General features: G+C 28.9%; 8 protein-coding genes and 1 other RNA gene. 8 read left to right on the top strand and 1 reads right to left on the bottom strand.

Annotated elements, in window-relative coordinates; all coding sequences use genetic code 11:
• The first annotated feature begins 1 nt into the window (after position 1).
• The 4 genes from NSA23_RS03145 to ssrA all read left to right on the top strand — a co-directional run bounded on the left by NSA23_RS03145 (position 2) and on the right by ssrA (position 4262).
• Positions 2-1168 carry a D-alanine--D-alanine ligase family protein gene (locus NSA23_RS03145; RefSeq protein ID WP_257490115.1) on the top strand — a complete coding sequence of 389 codons (1167 nt, stop codon included), beginning with the start codon at positions 2-4 and terminating at the stop codon, positions 1166-1168.
• Positions 1169-1189: 21 nt separating this feature from the next.
• Entirely contained in the window at positions 1190-3388 is a 2199-nt protein-coding gene (gene rnr, locus NSA23_RS03140) for a ribonuclease R (RefSeq protein ID WP_257490114.1), read from the top strand.
• Positions 3389-3446: 58 nt separating this feature from the next.
• The gene (gene smpB, locus NSA23_RS03135; RefSeq protein WP_276537016.1) at positions 3447-3920 is read left to right on the top strand and encodes an SsrA-binding protein SmpB; all 474 of its coding nucleotides are present in this window, start codon (positions 3447-3449) and stop codon (positions 3918-3920) included.
• A gap of 5 nt (positions 3921-3925) precedes the next feature.
• Positions 3926-4262, top strand: a transfer-messenger RNA (tmRNA) gene (gene ssrA / locus NSA23_RS03130).
• 328 nt (positions 4263-4590) lie between these two features.
• Here the strand turns inward: ssrA and NSA23_RS03125 are convergent.
• Positions 4591-5328 carry a polysaccharide deacetylase family protein gene (locus tag NSA23_RS03125; RefSeq protein WP_050069743.1) on the bottom strand — a complete coding sequence of 246 codons (738 nt, stop codon included), beginning with the start codon at positions 5326-5328 and terminating at the stop codon, positions 4591-4593.
• Between the two features lie 100 nt (positions 5329-5428).
• Here NSA23_RS03125 and NSA23_RS03120 point away from each other — a divergent pair, with 100 nt between their 5' ends.
• The 4 genes from NSA23_RS03120 (at position 5429) to NSA23_RS03105 (ending at position 19486) form a co-directional block, all read left to right on the top strand.
• Complete coding sequence (locus tag NSA23_RS03120) at positions 5429-6619, top strand: M20 metallopeptidase family protein (protein WP_042680211.1); 1191 nt, start codon at positions 5429-5431, stop codon at positions 6617-6619.
• Between the two features lie 19 nt (positions 6620-6638).
• The gene (locus NSA23_RS03115) at positions 6639-8330 is read left to right on the top strand and encodes a phospho-sugar mutase (RefSeq protein WP_257490113.1); all 1692 of its coding nucleotides are present in this window, start codon (positions 6639-6641) and stop codon (positions 8328-8330) included.
• Positions 8331-8573: 243 nt separating this feature from the next.
• The gene (locus NSA23_RS03110) at positions 8574-11018 is read left to right on the top strand and encodes a sugar phosphate nucleotidyltransferase (protein ID WP_257490112.1); all 2445 of its coding nucleotides are present in this window, start codon (positions 8574-8576) and stop codon (positions 11016-11018) included.
• Between the two features lie 17 nt (positions 11019-11035).
• Positions 11036-19486, top strand: coding sequence for a glycoside hydrolase family 94 protein (locus NSA23_RS03105; protein ID WP_257490111.1), 8451 nt, complete (start codon positions 11036-11038; stop codon positions 19484-19486).
• Positions 19487-19570 lie beyond the last annotated feature (84 nt).

Below are 19570 nucleotides of genomic sequence, written 5' to 3'. Positions count from 1 at the left end.
AATGAAAAAGGTTGTTGGAGTAGTATTTGGAGGAAGAAGTGTAGAACACGAAGTTTCAGTAATTACTGGTCTTCAAATAATGGAAAATATAGATAAAAATAAATATGATGTAGTCCCAATATATATCAATAAAGAAGGTAAATGGCTTACTGGAAAAAGTTTATTTGATTTTGAAAATTTTAGAGATAATAAATTAGAAGACACACAGGAAATAATATTTGCACCAACTCACAATGATTTTAATATGTATACTTATCCAAATAGTTTAAGTCTTTTTAGCAAGAAAATTTTAGGGAAAGTAGATATAATTTTCCCAGCTATTCATGGGACAAATGGTGAAGATGGTACTATTCAAGGTTTATTTGAACTTATGAATATTCCATATGTAGGTTCTAATGTATTAGCTTCCAGTGTAGGAATGGATAAGATTTTAATGAAGGATGTTTTTAAGGCTAACAATCTCCCGGTGGTTGACTATACTTGGTTTTATAGATCAAACTGGATAGAAAATAGAGAATATGTTATTAAGAAAGTAGAAAAAGAATTATCATACCCATTATTTATTAAACCAGCTAATTTAGGTTCTAGCGTTGGAATATCTAAGGCTATAGATAGGAATACTTTAATTAGTGGAGTAGAAATTGCTATTAGATATGATAGAAAAATAATTATAGAAAAGGCTGTTGAAAATCCAAGAGAAATAAATTGTGCTGTAATGGGTTTTGATGAAAATTTAGAAACTTCTTTATGTGAAGAACCTTTAGGATGGCAAGAGCTCCTATCTTATGATGATAAATATGTAAAAAGTAATATGAAAAATGGAGGGGAAGAAAGAAGGAGAATACCAGCAGATATAAAAGATGATTTAAGAGAAGAAATTGAAAATATTGCTAAAAAATCTTTTCAAGTAATAGATGGAAGAGGAAACGCTAGAATAGATTTTTTATTAGATGAAGAAAATAAAATTTATGTTAACGAAATAAATACTATGCCAGGGTCTATTGCATACTATCTTTGGGAAGGAAAAGATATTTATTTTAAAGAATTAGTAAATAAAATGATAGATATTGGACTTAGGATTCAAGAAGAAAAAGATAAGAATATGTACTCCTATGATGTGGATTTATTTAATAAAATAGAATTTGGAAGTAAAAACGGAAAAATATAAGGAATATCTTTTAATTTATTTTTGTCAAATAGATTAAAACTAATTTATACGGGTAAAATATTTGAATTAGATGGAAAACTAATATCTCTAATGGAGAGTGAAAATATGAATATAAAAAGAAACATTGTAAATTTTATGGATGAAAAACTGTATAAACCTATGACTAGGGAAGAACTTGCAAAATCATTTGAAATAGGAAAAGGAGAAGAAAAAACCTTCTATAATGTATTAGAAGATATGGAAAAAGAAGGAACTATAATAAAAACTAGAAATGAAAGATATGGTTTGCCTGAAAAGATGAATTTAGTTGTAGGTAAACTTGAAGGAAATGAAAAAGGATATGGCTTTCTTGTACCTGAAAAAAAGGATAGGGAAGATATTTATATATCAGCAGAAAATATAAATGGAGCATTGCATGGAGATAAAGTTGTTGTAAGAGTAATTAAAAAAGGAGAAGAAGGTAGAAGAGAAGAGGGGGAGATTCTTCGCATATTAGATAGGGCCAATAATACTATCGTAGGAACTTTCGAAAGTAGTAAAAATTTTGGGTTTGTTTTACCTGATGATAATAGAATAAGTATGGATATATTTATTCCAAAAGCTCATATGAACAATGCGTTGCCAAATCAAAAAGTTATTGTAGAAATAACTAGATGGCCTGAAAAAAGAAGAAATCCTGAAGGAAAGATAATAGAAGTTTTAGGATATATTGACGAAAAAGGCACTGATATTTTATCAGTAATTAGGCAATTTAATTTGTCTGAAGAATTTCCTAATAAAGTAATAAATCAAGTGAATAGTATTGAACAAAGTGTTTCTCAAGAGGAAATAGGTAGGAGAGTAGATCTAAGGGATTTAAATACTTTTACTATAGATGGAGAAGATGCAAAGGATTTTGATGATGCTGTATCTATAGAAAAACTAGAAAATGGAAACTATAAATTAGGAGTACATATTGCTGATGTGTCTCATTATGTCAAGGAAAATAGCCCTTTAGACAAGGAAGCCCTAAATAGAGGAAATAGTATTTATTTAGTAGATAGAGTTATTCCAATGCTTCCGAAGGAATTATCAAATGGTATTTGTAGCTTGAATCCTAAAGAACCAAGACTTACTCTTTCTGTTTTTATGGAAATAGATAAGAAAGGTAATGTAAAAGAGCATAAAGTAATTGAAACCGTTATAGAAAGCAAAGAAAGACTTATATATGATGATGTATCTGATCTGTTAGAAAAAGATGATGAAGAACTTAAAGATAGATATAGTCATATATATGAAGATCTTGTATATATGAAAGAATTATGTCATATTTTAAATAAAAAAAGACAGAGAAGAGGTAGTTTAGACTTTGATTTTCCTGAAACTGAAATAATTTTAGACAATGAGGGAAACCCAATTGATATAAGAAAAGAAGAAAGACGAATTGCCAATAGGATGATAGAAGAATTTATGCTTGTATGTAATGAAACTATAGCAGAAAATATGTATTGGAGCCAAATGCCGCTTATATACAGGGTTCATGAAGACCCTGATGCAGATGAAATAGAGGAGTTTAATAAATTTATACACAATTTTGGCTATAATTTAAAAGGAACAAAAGAAATCCATCCTAAAGAATTGAAAAATCTTATGGTTGAAGTAAAAGGTAAAAAAGAGGAAGAACTTCTTAATAAGTTATTATTGAGATCACTTAAAAAAGCAAAATATAGTAGTGAAGTAGGCAGCCACTTTGGATTGGCAGCTAAATACTATTGTCACTTTACTTCTCCTATAAGAAGGTATCCAGACTTAGAAATTCATAGGATAATAAAAGAATATATAAATGGAAGACTAAAGCCCAACAAAGTAGAAAATTTAGAATCTAAACTTCCACAAATAGCTGAACAATCTTCTACTATGGAAAGAATAGCAGAAGAAGCTGAAAGAGAAGTAGAAGATTTGAAAAAAGCTCAATATATGAAAGAAAGAATAGGTAATGAATACAAAGGCATAATTTCATCTTTAACCCATTTTGGTATATTTGTTCAACTTGAAAATACTATTGAAGGACTTGTACATTTTAGCAATATGGTAGATGACTATTATTACTATGATGAAGAAAAATATTATATAATAGGAGAATTAACTAAAAAGAAGTTTAGAATAGGAGATGAAGTAAAGATAAAAGTTATAGGTGCAGATGTGCTTAGAGGAAATGTTGATTTTATGTTGGTTGAATAGGCTATTGACATGTCTCTAGAAATTTGGTACACTATTTAATAGACTCTTAAAAATAAATATGGTGATTATAATGGGAAAAAGTGATTTGAAGATTGTAGCAAGAAACAGAAAAGCAAGGCATGACTTTTTTATAGAAGAAGTAATAGAAGCTGGGATAGTCTTAAAGGGAACAGAAGTAAAATCTATAAGACAGGGTAGATGCAACATAAAAGATGCTCATGCAATAATAGAAAATAGTGAAGTGTTTCTTTATAATATGCATATAAGTCCTTATGAACAAGGCAATAGATATAATGAAGATCCTCTTAGAAAAAGAAAACTTCTTTTAAATAGGAGAGAAATTAATAAACTAATAGGATATACAGCTCAAAAGGGATATACACTAGTTCCTATAAATGTATATATAAAAAATGGACTTGTAAAAATAGAATTAGCTATTGCAAAAGGTAAGAAGCTTTATGATAAAAGAGATACTATAGTAAAAAAAGAAGTAGAAAGAAAATTGCAAAGAGAATTCAAAGAAAGATATTAATAATTGGGGGCGAATTAGGTTTCGACGGGGATATGGAGTAAGGAGTAGCGAGCCGTTGTCGCCAAACAACGTAAAAAGTGGCACTTAAATTTAAACGCAGACGATAATTTAGCATTAGCAGCGTAATTTAAACGTTGTCGCTCTACCTAGTAGTCCCACCTATTAGGATAGAGTGTCATTGTAGTGGGGAACTACTATAGGCTTTCTCCAACCTATAGTGGAATATGGAGATAGCTAAGTATAAAGCTTGCTATTGGGCGTTATACAAAGCGAATACTAAATCAGTAGCTGCGCTCGGAGAAGCTCTTTATAAAGTATTTTCGGACGTGGGTTCGATTCGCAAAGGAGTCGCCCTATAGAGCAATCTATAGGTGATAATCTGGCTTAATCGGTGAAAGCTAAGGCTATGAGCTATGCCAATACCGAGGGGTATGAGAAGAAATTCTACAGCTCTGTATCGACTTATAGGCTGCTAAGTTCTATTTTAGAATATGCAGTACTAGGATGGAAAATTTAAATTATATTATATTTCCATAATACGCCAGAGGAGTTAAGGGCAGTTACTTAACTTCAAGATATAGTCAGTGCCATTAGGAAACTATGGATAACATGTCCCACCGCCTCCACCATACATATAAAAACTTGATTAGAAAAATCTAATCAAGTTTTTTTAATGTGAAACTTGTTTTACAGATAGATCTATTAATTCAGACATGGTTACAAATTCATATCCTCTATTTTTTAATTCTGGTATTATATATTCTAATGCTTCTATAGTGTTATTTGTATCATAATAGACATAATCGTGAAATAAAATAATATCACCATTTTCTACTTTGGAAATTGTAGTATCAATAATTTTTTCTACCTCAGGATGGCTCCAATCTTTAGAATCCTGATGAGGAGACCAAAGTACTATGGAACAATTATTTTCATTAGCAATATTTACTACAGTATTGTCATATATACCATAGGGAGGACGAAATACCTTAGGTTTTATCTCTGTTGAAGAATGAATTACTTCTTGAGTCCTATAGAACTCTTCTTTTATTTTTTCTGCAGGCGTTTTTTTTATATTTATATGAGTATAGGTATGATTCCCAATCTCATGACCTTCATTTATTTGTCTTTTCAGTATATCTGGATACATTTCACCATGTTGACCAAGTACAAAAAAAGTTGCTTTAACATTGTACTCCTCTAGTATGTCTAATATTTGAGGGGTAAACTCAGGATGAGGACCATCATCAAATGTTAGAGCTATAACTTTTTCTTCTTTTGAACCATGCTTTATTACTTGAGCATAATTATGTCCAAAAGTATATTTACTTTTACCTTGTATATGTCTTGTAGTTAAAAGACCAAAGATTATAAAGAGCATAATTATTAAGAATATTTTTTTATTCATTCCCTTCCCCTTTCTAAATGTATTTTATTGTTATATAATAGCCTATTATACTAGAATTAAATATATTCAAAATAAAGATATTTGGTTTAGGAGGTCAGAAATGATTTGCTATAAAGAGTTAAATAAAAAAATTAATAGTATAGAAGATTTTATAATATCTGTAAGAAGAGATTTTCACATGTATCCAGAACTAGGTATGGAAGAGTATAGAACTAGGGATAAGATAGTAGAATACTTAGAGGAAATGGGTATTGAATACATGAAGGATATTGCTAATACAGGTGTAGTAGGAATTATTAGAGGAAGAAAAGATGGAAAAACTGTAGGACTTAGGGCAGATATAGATGCTCTTCCTATACAAGATAAAAAAAAGGTAAATTATAAATCCAAAGTAGCAGGACAAATGCACGCCTGCGGTCATGATGCACATACAGCTATACTTCTTGGTACAGCTAAAGTTCTCAACGATTACAAAGACAAATTTAAGGGAAATATAAAACTTATTTTTCAGCCAGCGGAAGAAACTGTAGGTGGTGCAAAACCAATGATAGAAGAAGGTGTTTTAGAAAATCCTAAAGTTGATGGAATATTTGGTCTTCATGTATCAAATGCAATAGAAATAGGGAAGATAGGTATAAGATATGGGAAAATGAATGCTGCTTCTGATATGATTAAAATAATTATTCATGGTCAAAAAAGTCATGGAGCCTACCCTGACTTAGGAATAGATGCTATATCTATTGCTGCACAAGTAATAACTGCTATACAAACTATTGTAAGTAGGAGAGTGGATCCAAGAAGTTCAGCAGTAATAACTATTGGAACTATTCATGGAGGAGATGCTAGAAATGTAATATCAGATAAAGTTGAAATGGAAGGAATAGTGAGAACTTTGGACCCAATTACAAGAGAAGAAGTTATGAAAGAATTAATAGATATAGTTGAAAATATAGCTTCATCAATGGGAGGAAAAGGTGAAGTTTTAAGAGAAAAAAGTTATAATTCCCTTATTAATAATGACAGAATGGTAGATATTGTATATAATAATGGAGAGGAATTACTTGGCACTGAGAATATTATAGATATAAAATATCCTAGTTTTGGAGTAGAAGATTTTTCATATTTTGCAGAGATGGTTCCAGGGGCATTCTTTAATTTAGGTTCAAGAAATGGAGAAAAAGGGATAGTTCATGAGGCACATACTTCTCTATTTGATATTGATGAAAGCTGTCTTAAAACTGGGGTACTTATTCAATGCAAGAATGTATTAAGTTTCTTAGCTAAAGATTAAAGATTTAAGGAGGTATAAAATGGAATATATTAAAAAGTATGAAGGGTGGCTAAATAATCCATATTTCGATGAAGAAACTAAAAATGAGCTCTTATCTATAAAAAATGACCCTAAGGAAATAGAAGATAGGTTTTATACTGATTTATCTTTTGGAACAGCTGGTTTAAGAGGAAAAATTGGAGCAGGAACTAATAGGATGAATAAATATACTGTTTCTCTTGCAACTCAAGGACTTGCTGATACAATTAAATCTTTTGGGCAAGAGGCTATGGATAGAGGAGTAGTTATAGGATATGATGTAAGACATTATTCAAAAGAATTTGCAGAAATAGCTTCATTGGTATTGGCTGCAAACGGTATTAAAGTATATCTATTTGACGACTTAAGACCTACTCCAGAACTTTCTTATGCTACAAGAAGATTAAATACTATTTCTGGAATAGTAATAACTGCTAGCCACAATCCCAAAGATTATAATGGATATAAAGTATATTGGGAAGAAGGTTCTCAAATACTTGATGATATTGCAGAAAAGATTTTAAATAATATTAGAAATATAAAAGGTTATTCAGATATACAAATTATAGAAAGAAAAGAAGCAGAAGATAGTGGGTTATTAAATATAATTGGAAAAGATATAGAGGATGAATATATAGAAAAAGTGAAAGGGCTTTCCTTAAATGATGATATAGATAAAGAAATAAAAATTGTATATACTCCTCTAAATGGAACAGGCAATAAGCCAGTTAGAAGAGTTTTAAAAGAAAGAGGATTTAAAAATATTGCAGTAGTGCCAGAACAAGAAAATCCAGACCCAGATTTTACTACAGTAGGATATCCAAATCCAGAAGATATTAAGGCATTTAAATATGCAGAAGAATTAGGTAAAAATATAGATGCAGATCTTTTAATAGCTACAGATCCAGATTGTGATAGGGTATCTTGCGTTGTAAAAGATAATGAGGGAAAATATATTTCTTTAAATGGAAATCAGATAGGAGCATTATTAGTTGAATACATTCTTATGTCTAGAAATAAAAAGGATGATATACCTGAAAATGGAGTTATAGTTAAATCTATAGTAACTGGAGATTTAAGTAGATCTATTGCTAAAAAATATGGCGTAGAGACTATAGAAACTTTAACAGGATTTAAACATATATGTAATAAAGCTAATGAGTTCGATAAGACTAAAGAACGTACTTTTATTTTTGGATACGAAGAGAGCATTGGCTATGTATATGGTACAATAGTAAGGGATAAAGATGCAGTTATATCTAGTATGCTTATTGCTGAAATGGCTGCTTATTATAAAAAGAGGGGGAAAACTCTTTTAGATGTACTAGAAGGATTATATAAAGAGCATGGTTATTATAAAGAAAAGCTAGTATCCATAGTTTTGGAAGGTGTAGAGGGACAGGAAAGAATAGGTAGAATAATGGATTCATTTAGGAAAGAGTCTATTAAAAGTATAGGAGAAAGTAAACTTGTAAAGACTATAGACTATTTAAAGGGGGATACAGATACCCCACCTTCAAATGTACTTAAATATATATTTGATACTGAATCTTGGTATGCTATAAGGCCATCAGGAACAGAGCCAAAGATTAAAATTTATATTTATTCTAAGGCAGATGATGAAAAGGACTCTTTAGAGCAAATAAAAGATATTGAAGAAACTGTTATTGGAAGAATAGATTCTATAAAATAGAATTTTAAATTATAAAAAGCCAAAGTTTTAGACTAGAAATAGTTGAAAACTTTGGCTTTTTATTTTTAATAAAGTTTAAAGATATTTATTTTTAATCCTGAAACTCTCACGACTAAAATTAGGTCATTCATTCCGCAACTAGGACAATGGGATTTTTGTTTTTTTTCATAAAAAAACTAGGGTTTTATGAATATATTTCCTTCTTATATCAAAGAATAAATAAATGACAAAAGAAATTAAGGAGTGATTAAAATTAAGGCAGTAATAATGTCTGGAGGACAAGGAAGTAGATTGAGACCTCTTACTTGTCATATTCCAAAGCCAATGGTACCTATATTAAATAAACCAGTTATGGAATATACGGTAGAGCTTTTAAAATATCACAATATAAAAGACATAGCTGTAACCTTACACTATCTTCCAACAATGATAACAGAATACTTTGGTAACGGAGAAGATTTTGGTGTAGATATGGATTATTATATAGAAGAAACTCCATTAGGCACTGGAGGAAGTGTTAAAAATGCAGAAGACTTCCTTGATAGTACTTTTATTGTTGTAAGTGGAGATGCTTTTACTAATATAGATTTAAATAAAGCTTTAGATTTTCATAGAAATAAAAATTCTAAGGCAACTCTTATATTGAAAAAGGAGCCTATACCATTAGAATACGGAGTTGTAATAACAGATGAAGATGGGAGAATAACCAGATTTTTAGAGAAACCGAGTTGGGGTGAAGTTTTTAGCGATACTATAAATACTGGAATATATATATTAGAACCAGAGGTATTAAATTATTATAAAAAAGGAGAAAAATTCGATTTTAGCAAAGATTTATTTCCAAGACTTTTAGGAGATGATATACCTATATACGGTTATATAACCGATGAATACTGGTGTGATATAGGAGATTTAAATTCATATATAAAAACCCATGAAGACTTGTTAAATAAAGAAATAAATATGAAATTTAAATCAAGGGAAATAAAGGATGGAATATGGATTGGAGAAGGCACTTCTATAGGAAGTGGAGTGAATCTAATTCCACCAATATATATTGGTGAAAATTCTATTGTAGAAGAAAATACTACTATAGAGCCTTATAGCGTTATTGGCGATAACTGTCATATAGGAAAAAATTCATCTATAAAAAGGAGTATTTTATGGAATAAGGTTTTTGTATCAGCTAATAGTCAGATTAGAAAAGGAGTTATATGTGACTCTGTAAAAATAAAAGATGGAGTAAAAGTTTATGAAGAAGCAGTAATAGGCACTAATTCAAAGGTTTCATCAAGAGCTACTATAAACCCTAATGTAAAAATATGGCCTCATAAAATAATAGAACAAGGATCCATAGTTAAAGAGAACTTGGTATGGGGTTCAAAAGTATCGAAAAATATATTTGGATATAGAGATATATCAGGAGATGCTAATATAGATATTACACCTGAATTTTCATCTAGGTTGGGAACAGCTTTTGCTTCAGTAGTTAAAGAAGATGGGTTATTTATAATAAGTTCTGATGAACATAATTCTTCTAGTTTAATTAAAAATTGTTTAATTTCTGGGATACTTTCTACAGGTTCCAAGATAATAGATATAGATAAAGCTTCATTACCTATGTGTAGATTTGCAGTAAAACATTTTCAAGCAAATGGAGGTATTCAAGTTAGAGTGGATTCTTTAGATGAAAATAAGATTCATATAGAGTTACTTAATAGCAATGGAGGGAATATAAGTAGGAATCTGGAAAGAAAAATTGAAAATGCTTTTACAATTGAAGATTTCAAAAGGTGTAGTGGTGAAAGGGTTAAAGATATAGTTAAAATATATAACTTTTCTTCTATATATATAGAAGAAGGCAGAAAGATATTGAAAAATATTTCTAAAATAAAAAGAAAATCCCCTAATATTTTAATTAGCTCAAAATCAGATAATGTAAAATATTTAGCAAAAGAATTTTTAGAAAGCATTGGTTGTAGTGTAGAAATGAAAGACTACTCTTATGTAAAAGACTTAATAAAAATCATGTCTAAAGAAGTAAAAAAAGAAAAGTTTGATTTGGGAATAATAATCAGTGAAGACGGGGAAAATTTAGTTTTAATAGATAGTAGTGGAAAAGTTCTAAGGGAAGAGGAATTTTCACTATTAAGCTTTCTAATAGGATTTAAATCCAAAGAGATTGAGGAAGTTGTTATACCTTATAATTTTCCAAGAGTTATAGAAGATATGGCAGAAAAATTTAATGGAAAAGTTCATATGACAAAGACAAATATTTCAGATATGATGGCTGAAATAATAAATAGAGATTGCCTATATCAATATATATTAAATTTTGATGGAATATGGGCAATTGGTAAAATATTAGATTTTTTAATTGGCGAGAATATTTCTTTAAATAATTTAATAGAAGAATTGCCTAAATACTATTATTTAGAAAAACAGATTCCCTGTAGATGGGAAGATAAGGGAGAAGTACTTAGAAAACTTATTGAAGAAAATAGTGAAAGTATAGAAACATTTGAAGGGGCAAGGATTATAGATGACAGAGGATGGGTTTTAGTTCTACCAGATAATGAAAAACCAATTTTTAATTTATATGTAGAAGGTTTTTCAGAAGAATATGCAGAAGAGTTATCCAATTTTTATAATGAGAAGATACAAAAAATATTGGAACATTCTACATAGATTAGTAGCTGAAAGGAATGAGTAATATGTGGTTAATATTTATCTCTATTCTATTAGTTTCTATATTATTGATTATATATATTTCTATGTATATAAAGGAAGAGAAAATTAGAGATATAGAAATTGAAGATATATTGTTGTCAAGAGAAATGTTAATACAACATGGGGAAGAACTAGGGAGAACTTTTAAGATAGGGAAAAAGATAGATGTTAAGAATTTTCTTTTACTTAATCTAGATAAAAATTTTAAACAGATAGAAAAAATATATCTAGATCTAAATAGAGTAGCAAATAGAGATTTACCTAAAGCTTCTGAATGGTTATTGGATAATTTCTATATAATAGAACTCCAATATAAAGAAATAAGGGAGAATTTAGAAAAAGAAAAAGAATTAAATTTAAACACATTAGAAAGTGGACTATTGAAAGGATATCCAAGAGTATATATATTAGCAATAGAGCTTATATCTCATACAGAAGGAGTTTTAAATGAAGAAACATTAGTAGATTTTATAAAAGCCTATCAGAAAGAATCAATACTCTCTATTAAAGAGATTTCCATATTGCCATTGATGCTAACACTAGCTTTAATGGAGTATATTAAAAATATTTGTGTAGAAATTAAAGCTACTAATCAACAATGGAAAAAAGCTGATGAAATAGATCTATCTCAGGTTGAAGATATAGAAAGGTATATTGAAGAAATAGATGATATAGATTCATCATATTTAGCTAGATTAGTTCTGAGAATGAAAAAGAGTGATATAGAAACAAGCATATTTTCTCTTGAAAAAAGACTTAATTATCTTGGAACTAGTATTGAAAGTACAATAGAAAAAGAGCATATAAATCAAGCTAATATGAAGGTTAAAATGGGCAATTGTATAATTAGTTTGAAGAATATTTCTGATTTTAAATGGGTTAGTATATTTGATAAATTATGTATTGTAGAGATGATATTGAAAAAAGATCCTTTGAAAGTATATGAAAACATGGACTTAGAGTCAAAAAATTATTATAGATATCATGTGCAAAAACTAGCTAAAAATTTAAATGTTAAAGAAATATTTATAGCTAAAAAAGCATTAGAACTAGCTAAATATGAATATGATAAGGGAGATAAAGGAAAGAAAAGCCATATCGGATATTATATTATAGATAGTGGAAGAGAAGAAATATTTAGTAGTTTAAGCAGAACAGATGGAATGAAAGGACTATATTTAAATACAGAGAAATATTATACTTTTCCTATAACTTTATTAACATTATCTATTGCGTTTTTACTTGCAAGATATGCTTATATAAGGAGTAATGTAGTTATAGGATTATTAGTTGGTTTTGTAACTTTTATACCTATCTCTAATATAATCATTGCAATATTTAATACAATTTTTTCTAAAAGATTTATACCTACACATCTACCAAAATTAGAATTAAAAGATGAGATACCAGATGTATTTAAGACCTTTGTAGTTATTCCCACTCTTTTGACAGATGAAAAAAGAGTTAAAGAATTAGTAGAGCAATTAGAAATTCATTATTTATCTAATAGGGAAAAAAATATATATTTTGGTTTAATTGGAGATTTTAAAGATGGTAAATTTGAAAAAGAAGAAAATGATGAAAAGATAATTAAAAAAGCTTTGAAGTGTATTAATAGGCTAAATGAAAAATATAGTGAAGATGAAAATATTTTTTATTATTTTCATAGAGATAGAGTATATTCTCAGAGTGAAGAGAAATGGATGGGCTGGGAAAAGAAAAGAGGTGCTTTAGTAGAGTTTAATGAATTAATACTAGGCAGTAAAGATACCACTTATTCAGTAGTATCTAGCAATATCTCTTCATTGCAAAACAAAATTAAATATATAATTACATTAGATGCAGATACAAAAATGCCGTTAGAATCAGCAAGAAAACTTATAGGAACAATTGGTCATCCTTTAAATGCTGCAGTAGTTGACAGAGAAAGAAATATTGTAATAGAAGGATACGGAATAATCCAACCTAGGATAGATGTAGATATTGAAAGTTCAAATAAGTCTATATTTACTAGAATATATGCAGGACAAGGTGGAATAGACCCTTATACTACAGCAGTATCTGACATATATCAAGACTTATTTGGAGAAGGGATATTTACAGGTAAAGGAATATACGATTTGGAAGTTTTTCAAATATGTTTAAAAGATGCTATACCAGAAAATACAGTATTAAGTCATGATCTTTTAGAAAGTTGTTATATTAGAGCTGGCTTGGCAACAGATATACAATTAATAGATGGATATCCAGAAAAATATAACTCATATATAATGAGGCTCCATAGGTGGACACGAGGAGATTGGCAATTAATTAGATGGCTAAAAAATCATAAAAAAAATCCTATATCATCTCTTTCTAAATGGAAGATAAGGGATAATATGAGAAGAAGTCTGATACCTGTAAGTATATTATTTACAATAGTACTTGGATTAACTATTTTCCCAGGAAATATATATTTATGGTTAGGTATAAGTTTATTAGCTATATTTACACCTTTTATACTCACACTAGTTGAAAATATCTTATATAGAAATAAAAGTATAAATAAAATAAAATTGAATGGAAATTTAATTACAGGTGTGAAAGGTAGTTTCTATCAAGGAATTCTTTCTTTCATATTTCTACCATATGAAGCTTATATGATGATGGATGCTATTTTAAGAACTATTTATAGGGTGATATTTTCAAATAAAAACTTGCTTCAATGGACTACTGCTTTTGATATGGAAAAGAAATTAAAAAATGATTCTAGAAGTTTCTTTTTAAGGATGAGAAGTAGTGTCTTAATAGGTATTGGTGCTATTGTATTAACCTATTTAATAAATATTGAGAAGATATATATTTCAATATTTATTAGTACACTTTGGATTATATCTCCTATAATAGCTTATATCATTAGTAAAGAAGATATAGAGGAAAAGGTTGAAGTAGATAGTACGTATCTAAGGGAAATAGCAAGAAAAACTTGGGACTATTATGAAACATTTACAAATAAAGAAAACAACTTTCTACCTCCAGATAATTATCAAGAATATCCCTATAATGGAGTGGCTTATAGAACATCTCCAACGAATATAGGATTTTTATGGGTATCAATTCTATCTGCTAGGGATTTAGGCTATATAACTACTTCGAAAATGGTAAATTTACTTGATAAAGCTATTTCTTCAGTAGAGAAGATGGAAAAATGGGAAGGTCATTTATATAATTGGTACAGTACAACAAATTTAGAACCTTTGCGTCCTTATTTTGTTTCCACAGTAGATAGTGGAAATTTCATTTCCTATCTTTATGTATTGAGAGAAGGGCTTAAAGAATATCTAAGAAAGCCAATAATGGATAAGGAATATTTACAAGGTTTAAAAGATACTATAGGATTAGTAGAAGATGAAGATATAAGTAAAGAAGTCCTTCATAGACTTGAAAAAATAGAGAATGAAGAAATTGACCAATTGAAGGAATTGAAAAACTATTTACATGGTATAGATTACAAGAAAGACAAATGGATATATAATAGTTTTAAAATGATAGAGGCTTTAATAAAAGAATACGAACACTATATATTAGATAAAAACAGTAGATATTCTCTTTTAGATTTAAAACAATACTATGAGAAAACATTAGACAATAGAAAAGATAAAAAAATAGAAGCATTATATGAAAATGTAAAAAATATTATATTTAATATTGAAAATCTGATAGACAGAATAGAAAATTTAATTGATAAAGCAGATTTTAGACCTTTGTATAATTATGATAAAGATTTATTTTCTATAGGTTATATTGTTGATGAAAAAGAACTATTAGATTCTTATTATGATCTATTAGCTTCAGAAGCAAGAACTACTAGCTATATTGCCATATGTAGAGGTGAAGTTCCTAAGAAACATTGGTTTAAATTAGGTAGATCTTTAATTTCTAAAAATGGATATAGAAGTTTAGCTTCTTGGACTGGAACTATGTTTGAATATTTAATGCCCACATTAATTATGAAAAACTATAGAAACACTCTATTAGATGAAACTTATAATACGGCTATAAATATTCAAAAAGATTATTGTACCAATAAAAATATACCTTGGGGAATTTCTGAGTCAGGATTTTTTGCGTTTGATGTAAATCTAAATTATCAGTACAGAGCTTTTGGAGTTCCAATATTAGGTTTTAAAAGAGGATTGGAAGAAGATTTGGTAGTATCTCCTTATTCATCTATACTTGCTTTAAATTTTAAACCTAGAGAAGTTATAACAAATATAAATAATTTATTTAGAGAAAAAATGGTTGGAAAATACGGTTTTTATGAAGCTATAGATTTTACTACCAGAAGACTTCCAGCAAACATGAATAGTGGAATTGTAAAAAGTTATATGACTCATCATCAAGGGATGATACTTCTATCTATAAATAATTATTTGAATGGAAGAATTTTAATAGAAAGATTTCACAGAAATGTAGAGATGAAAACTGGTGAAATATTGCTTCAGGAAAAAATCCCCATGGAATTAATAGTAGCTAAAGAAAGAGAAAATTTAATAGATTTAGAATATGAAGAAGAAAGAAATGATTTAATTTTAGCAAGAACTTATGATAAAAATAGTTTGCAGGATATAGAGTGTCATATACTATCTTCTGGAGACTACTCTATGTTAATTACTAATATGGGATTAGGTTATTCAAAGAAGAATGATATATTTATAAATAGATGGAGAAAAGATAGAATAGCAAATCAATATGGAAGTTTTATTTATATAAATAATTTAACTGAAAACAAATATTGGTCTACAACTTATGAGCCTACTAAAGTTGAACCAGATGAATATAAAGTTCAATTTTCCAATGATAAAGTAAGTTTTTACAGAAAAGATGGTGATATAGACACTAAAATGGATATTGTGTTGCTTTCAGAAGAAGATGGAGAAATTAGGAAAGTAACACTAACAAATAATGGAGATGAAGATGTTCTAATAGAAGTATGTAGTTATTTTGAATTAGTTGGAGATTTTTTAGAATCTGATATATCCCATCCTGTATTCAATAATTTGTTCATAAGAACAAAGGAAGTAAAAGAATATGAGGGACTTATAACTAATAGGAGAAAGAGGGGAGAAGAACAGGATTCAGTATATATAGTTCATAGTATAAAAAGTGAAGATAAAGATGAAATATCATTTGAATATGAAACAAATAGACTTAAGTTTATTGGTAGAGGAAATAAACTTTCGAATCCTCAAGGATTATTCAAAGGGCTTTCTAATACAGTAGGTGCCGTTTTAGATCCAATAATGAGTCTTAAAAAAAGAATTAAAATTAATAGTGGAGAAAGTAAGGAAGTTTATTTTATAACAGGAATAGGAAATACTGAAGAAGAGGCTTTTAATATTTTAGAAAAATATAATGATGAAATTAGTTTTTCTAAGGCTTTTGAATTAGCCTATACTAGAAGTCAAACGGAAATTGGATACTTAAACTATAAAGAGGAAGATATAAGATTATATGATAGATTAGTTTCAGATATAATATTTTTAGATTATAGAGTTGATGATAGATATAAAGATATTATAAAAGAAAGTATTAAAGGACAAGAAGGTTTATGGGCCTATGGAATTTCTGGAGATATACCTATCTTACTTGTAACAATAAAATCTGTAGAAAATCTGGAAAATTTAAAAGAGATACTTAAAGCTTATGGCTATTGGTCTTTCAAAGGTCTAGCAGTTGATTTAATTATACTGTGTGAAGATGAAAGTTCCTACTACGAGCCGTTATATGAAAGTATTCAAGAAGCAGTATTTGAATGTAGTGGAAATGTAGTAGGTGCTAGTGGCAGTATTTATATTAGGAAAGCTAATAATATGCCTTATGAAGATAGGGCGTTGTTATTTAAATGGGCTTCTTTAGTAATTGATGCTGAAGAAGGATTTATAAAGAAAGAAGAAAGCAAAGATTATATACCCAATAAAATTTTTAATGAGGTAAAAAAAGATTATCCTGCTGTTCAAAAGGATTTAGACCTTGAATATTTTAATGGTTATGGAGGATTTTCAAAAGATGGAAATGAATATATTATAAAACTTGAAAACAGACTTAATACACCTCTTCCTTGGATAAATATTATAGCCAATAGAAATTTTGGATTTACAGTATCTGAAATTGGTGCAGGTTTTAGTTGGTCACATAATAGTAGAGAAAATAAATTAACTCCTTGGTATAATGATTCTTTGATAAATTCACCAGGGGAAATTATATATTTAAGAGATGACGATACAGGTAATATATGGAATATAACGCCATCTCCTATTAGGGAAGAAGAAGAATATATTATCACTCATGGTCAAGGATATTCAAATTTTAATCACTATAGTCAGGGAATTGAACAAGATTTAACAATGTATGTAGCACTAAATCATAATATTAAGATGAATTTAATTAAACTAAAAAATAAATCTGCTTTTGAGAGAAAAATTACCTTAGTATACTTTATGAGACCTGTATTAGGTGTTACAGATGAAGTTACGGATAAATTTATTGAAACTTATATGGATGAAAAAGAGGGAATATTTTTAGCAAAGAATTCAACAAATGTAGATTTCAAAAATAGCACTATGTTTATTGGATGCTCAGAGAAGGTAAGAAGCTATACAGGAAATAGAAGGGAATTTATAGGTTCTCTAGGTTCATTAGAAGAACCTGAAGCATTAGAAAAGGAAAGACTTTCCAATACAGTAGGTATAGGATATGATCCTTGCTGTGCTATTGAAATGGAAATTAGTATTCCAAGTGGAAGTGAAAAAGAATTAGTTATAGTATTGGCTGAAAGTGATGATATAGAAAATGGATACTCCATTGTAAATAAATATAGTCAGTTAAATGGTGCTAAAGAGGAGTTAGATAATGTCAAAAAATATTGGGAAGAAAAGCTAAAAAAGATTCAAATTAATACTCCAGAACCTTCTATGAATTTAATGATGAATAGTTGGTTAATGTATCAAACAATAGTTTCAAGACTTTGGGCTAGAACAGGATTTTATCAAGTAGGAGGAGCCTTTGGTGGAAGGGATCAAATTCAAGATGCAATGAACTCGCTATATATTGCATCAGAAGAATGTAAAAAACAAATTTTAAATAATTGCAGTCATCAATTTGTAGAGGGAGATATCCAGCATTGGTGGCATCCTAATCCAAAAAAAAATGTGCATAAAGGAATTAGGAGTAAATATTCAGACGATTTATTGTGGTTGCCTTTAGCTGTAGCAAAATATTTAATGGTTACTGAAGATTATTCTATATTGGAAGTAGAAGTTCCCTATATTGAAAGTGTAGTGCTCAGCGATGAAGAACAAGAAAGATATGAGGTGCCTAATATTTCTGAAAAAACTGGTACAGTATATGAACATTGTATAAAAGCTATTGAAAAATCACTTAAATTTGGAGAAAGAGGTATTCCTCTTATGGGTTCAGGAGATTGGAATGATGGGATGAATAAAGTAGGATATAAAGGAAAAGGTGAAAGTATATGGCTTGGGTGGTTCTTAGGAACTGTATTGAAAAACTTTCTGCCTATATGTAAAAAAATTGGAGATTTTAATAGAGCCGAAAGGTATGAGAAAATAATAGAAAATATAAAAGAGGCTATAGAGAAAAATGGATGGGATGGAGATTGGTATCTAAGGGCTTATTTTGATGATGGAAGAGTTCTAGGTTCTAAAGAAAATGAAGAATGTCGGATAGATTCTATTGCTCAATCTTGGGGAGTGTTATCTGGTCTTGGTAATAAGGAAAGAACTAAAAAAGCTATGGAAGCAGTAGACAGATATCTTATAAATGAAGAAGAAGGAATGATACTCCTCTTAAGTCCACCTTTTGATAAGGGAGATCTAGATCCAGGATATATAAAAAGCTATGTTCCTGGGGTAAGAGAAAATGGAGGACAATATACTCATGCAGCAGCTTGGGTTATAGGAGCCTTTGCACTTATGGGAGATGGAGAAAAGGCGTTAAATCTTTTCAATATTATAAATCCTATTAACCATACAAGAACATTAATTGAATGTGAGAAATATAAGACTGAACCCTATGTAATGGCTGCTGATATATATGGAATAGATCCTCATATGGGAAGAGGAGGCTGGACCTGGTATACTGGTTCTTCTGGATGGATTTATAAGGTAGGATTAGAGTATATATTAGGATTTAGAGTAGAAGGAGAAAAATTATATATAAATCCTTGTATTCCTAAAGAGTGGAGTAGATATAGCATTGAGTATAAATATCTTCAAACTACCTACAGTATTGAAGTAAGAAATCCCTGCAAATTGAACAATGGAGTAAAATATATAAAATTAGATGGAAAATTAGTAAATGAAGAATATATAAAATTGATAAATGATAATAAAAATCATTATGTGGAAGTAGTTCTTAATAATTAAAAGATAGAGTCAAGTATCTGACTCTATCTTTTCTTAACTAAAATTGTTATAATATAGATAGATGGAGTAATAGTCAAGGAGGAT

Source organism: Anaerosalibacter massiliensis, assembly GCF_024623155.1.
GTDB classification, from domain to species: Bacteria; Bacillota; Clostridia; order Tissierellales; family Sporanaerobacteraceae; genus Anaerosalibacter; species Anaerosalibacter massiliensis.
The sequence above is the reverse complement of the archived record's forward strand: the minus strand, read 5'-3'. Positions and strand labels throughout refer to the sequence as shown.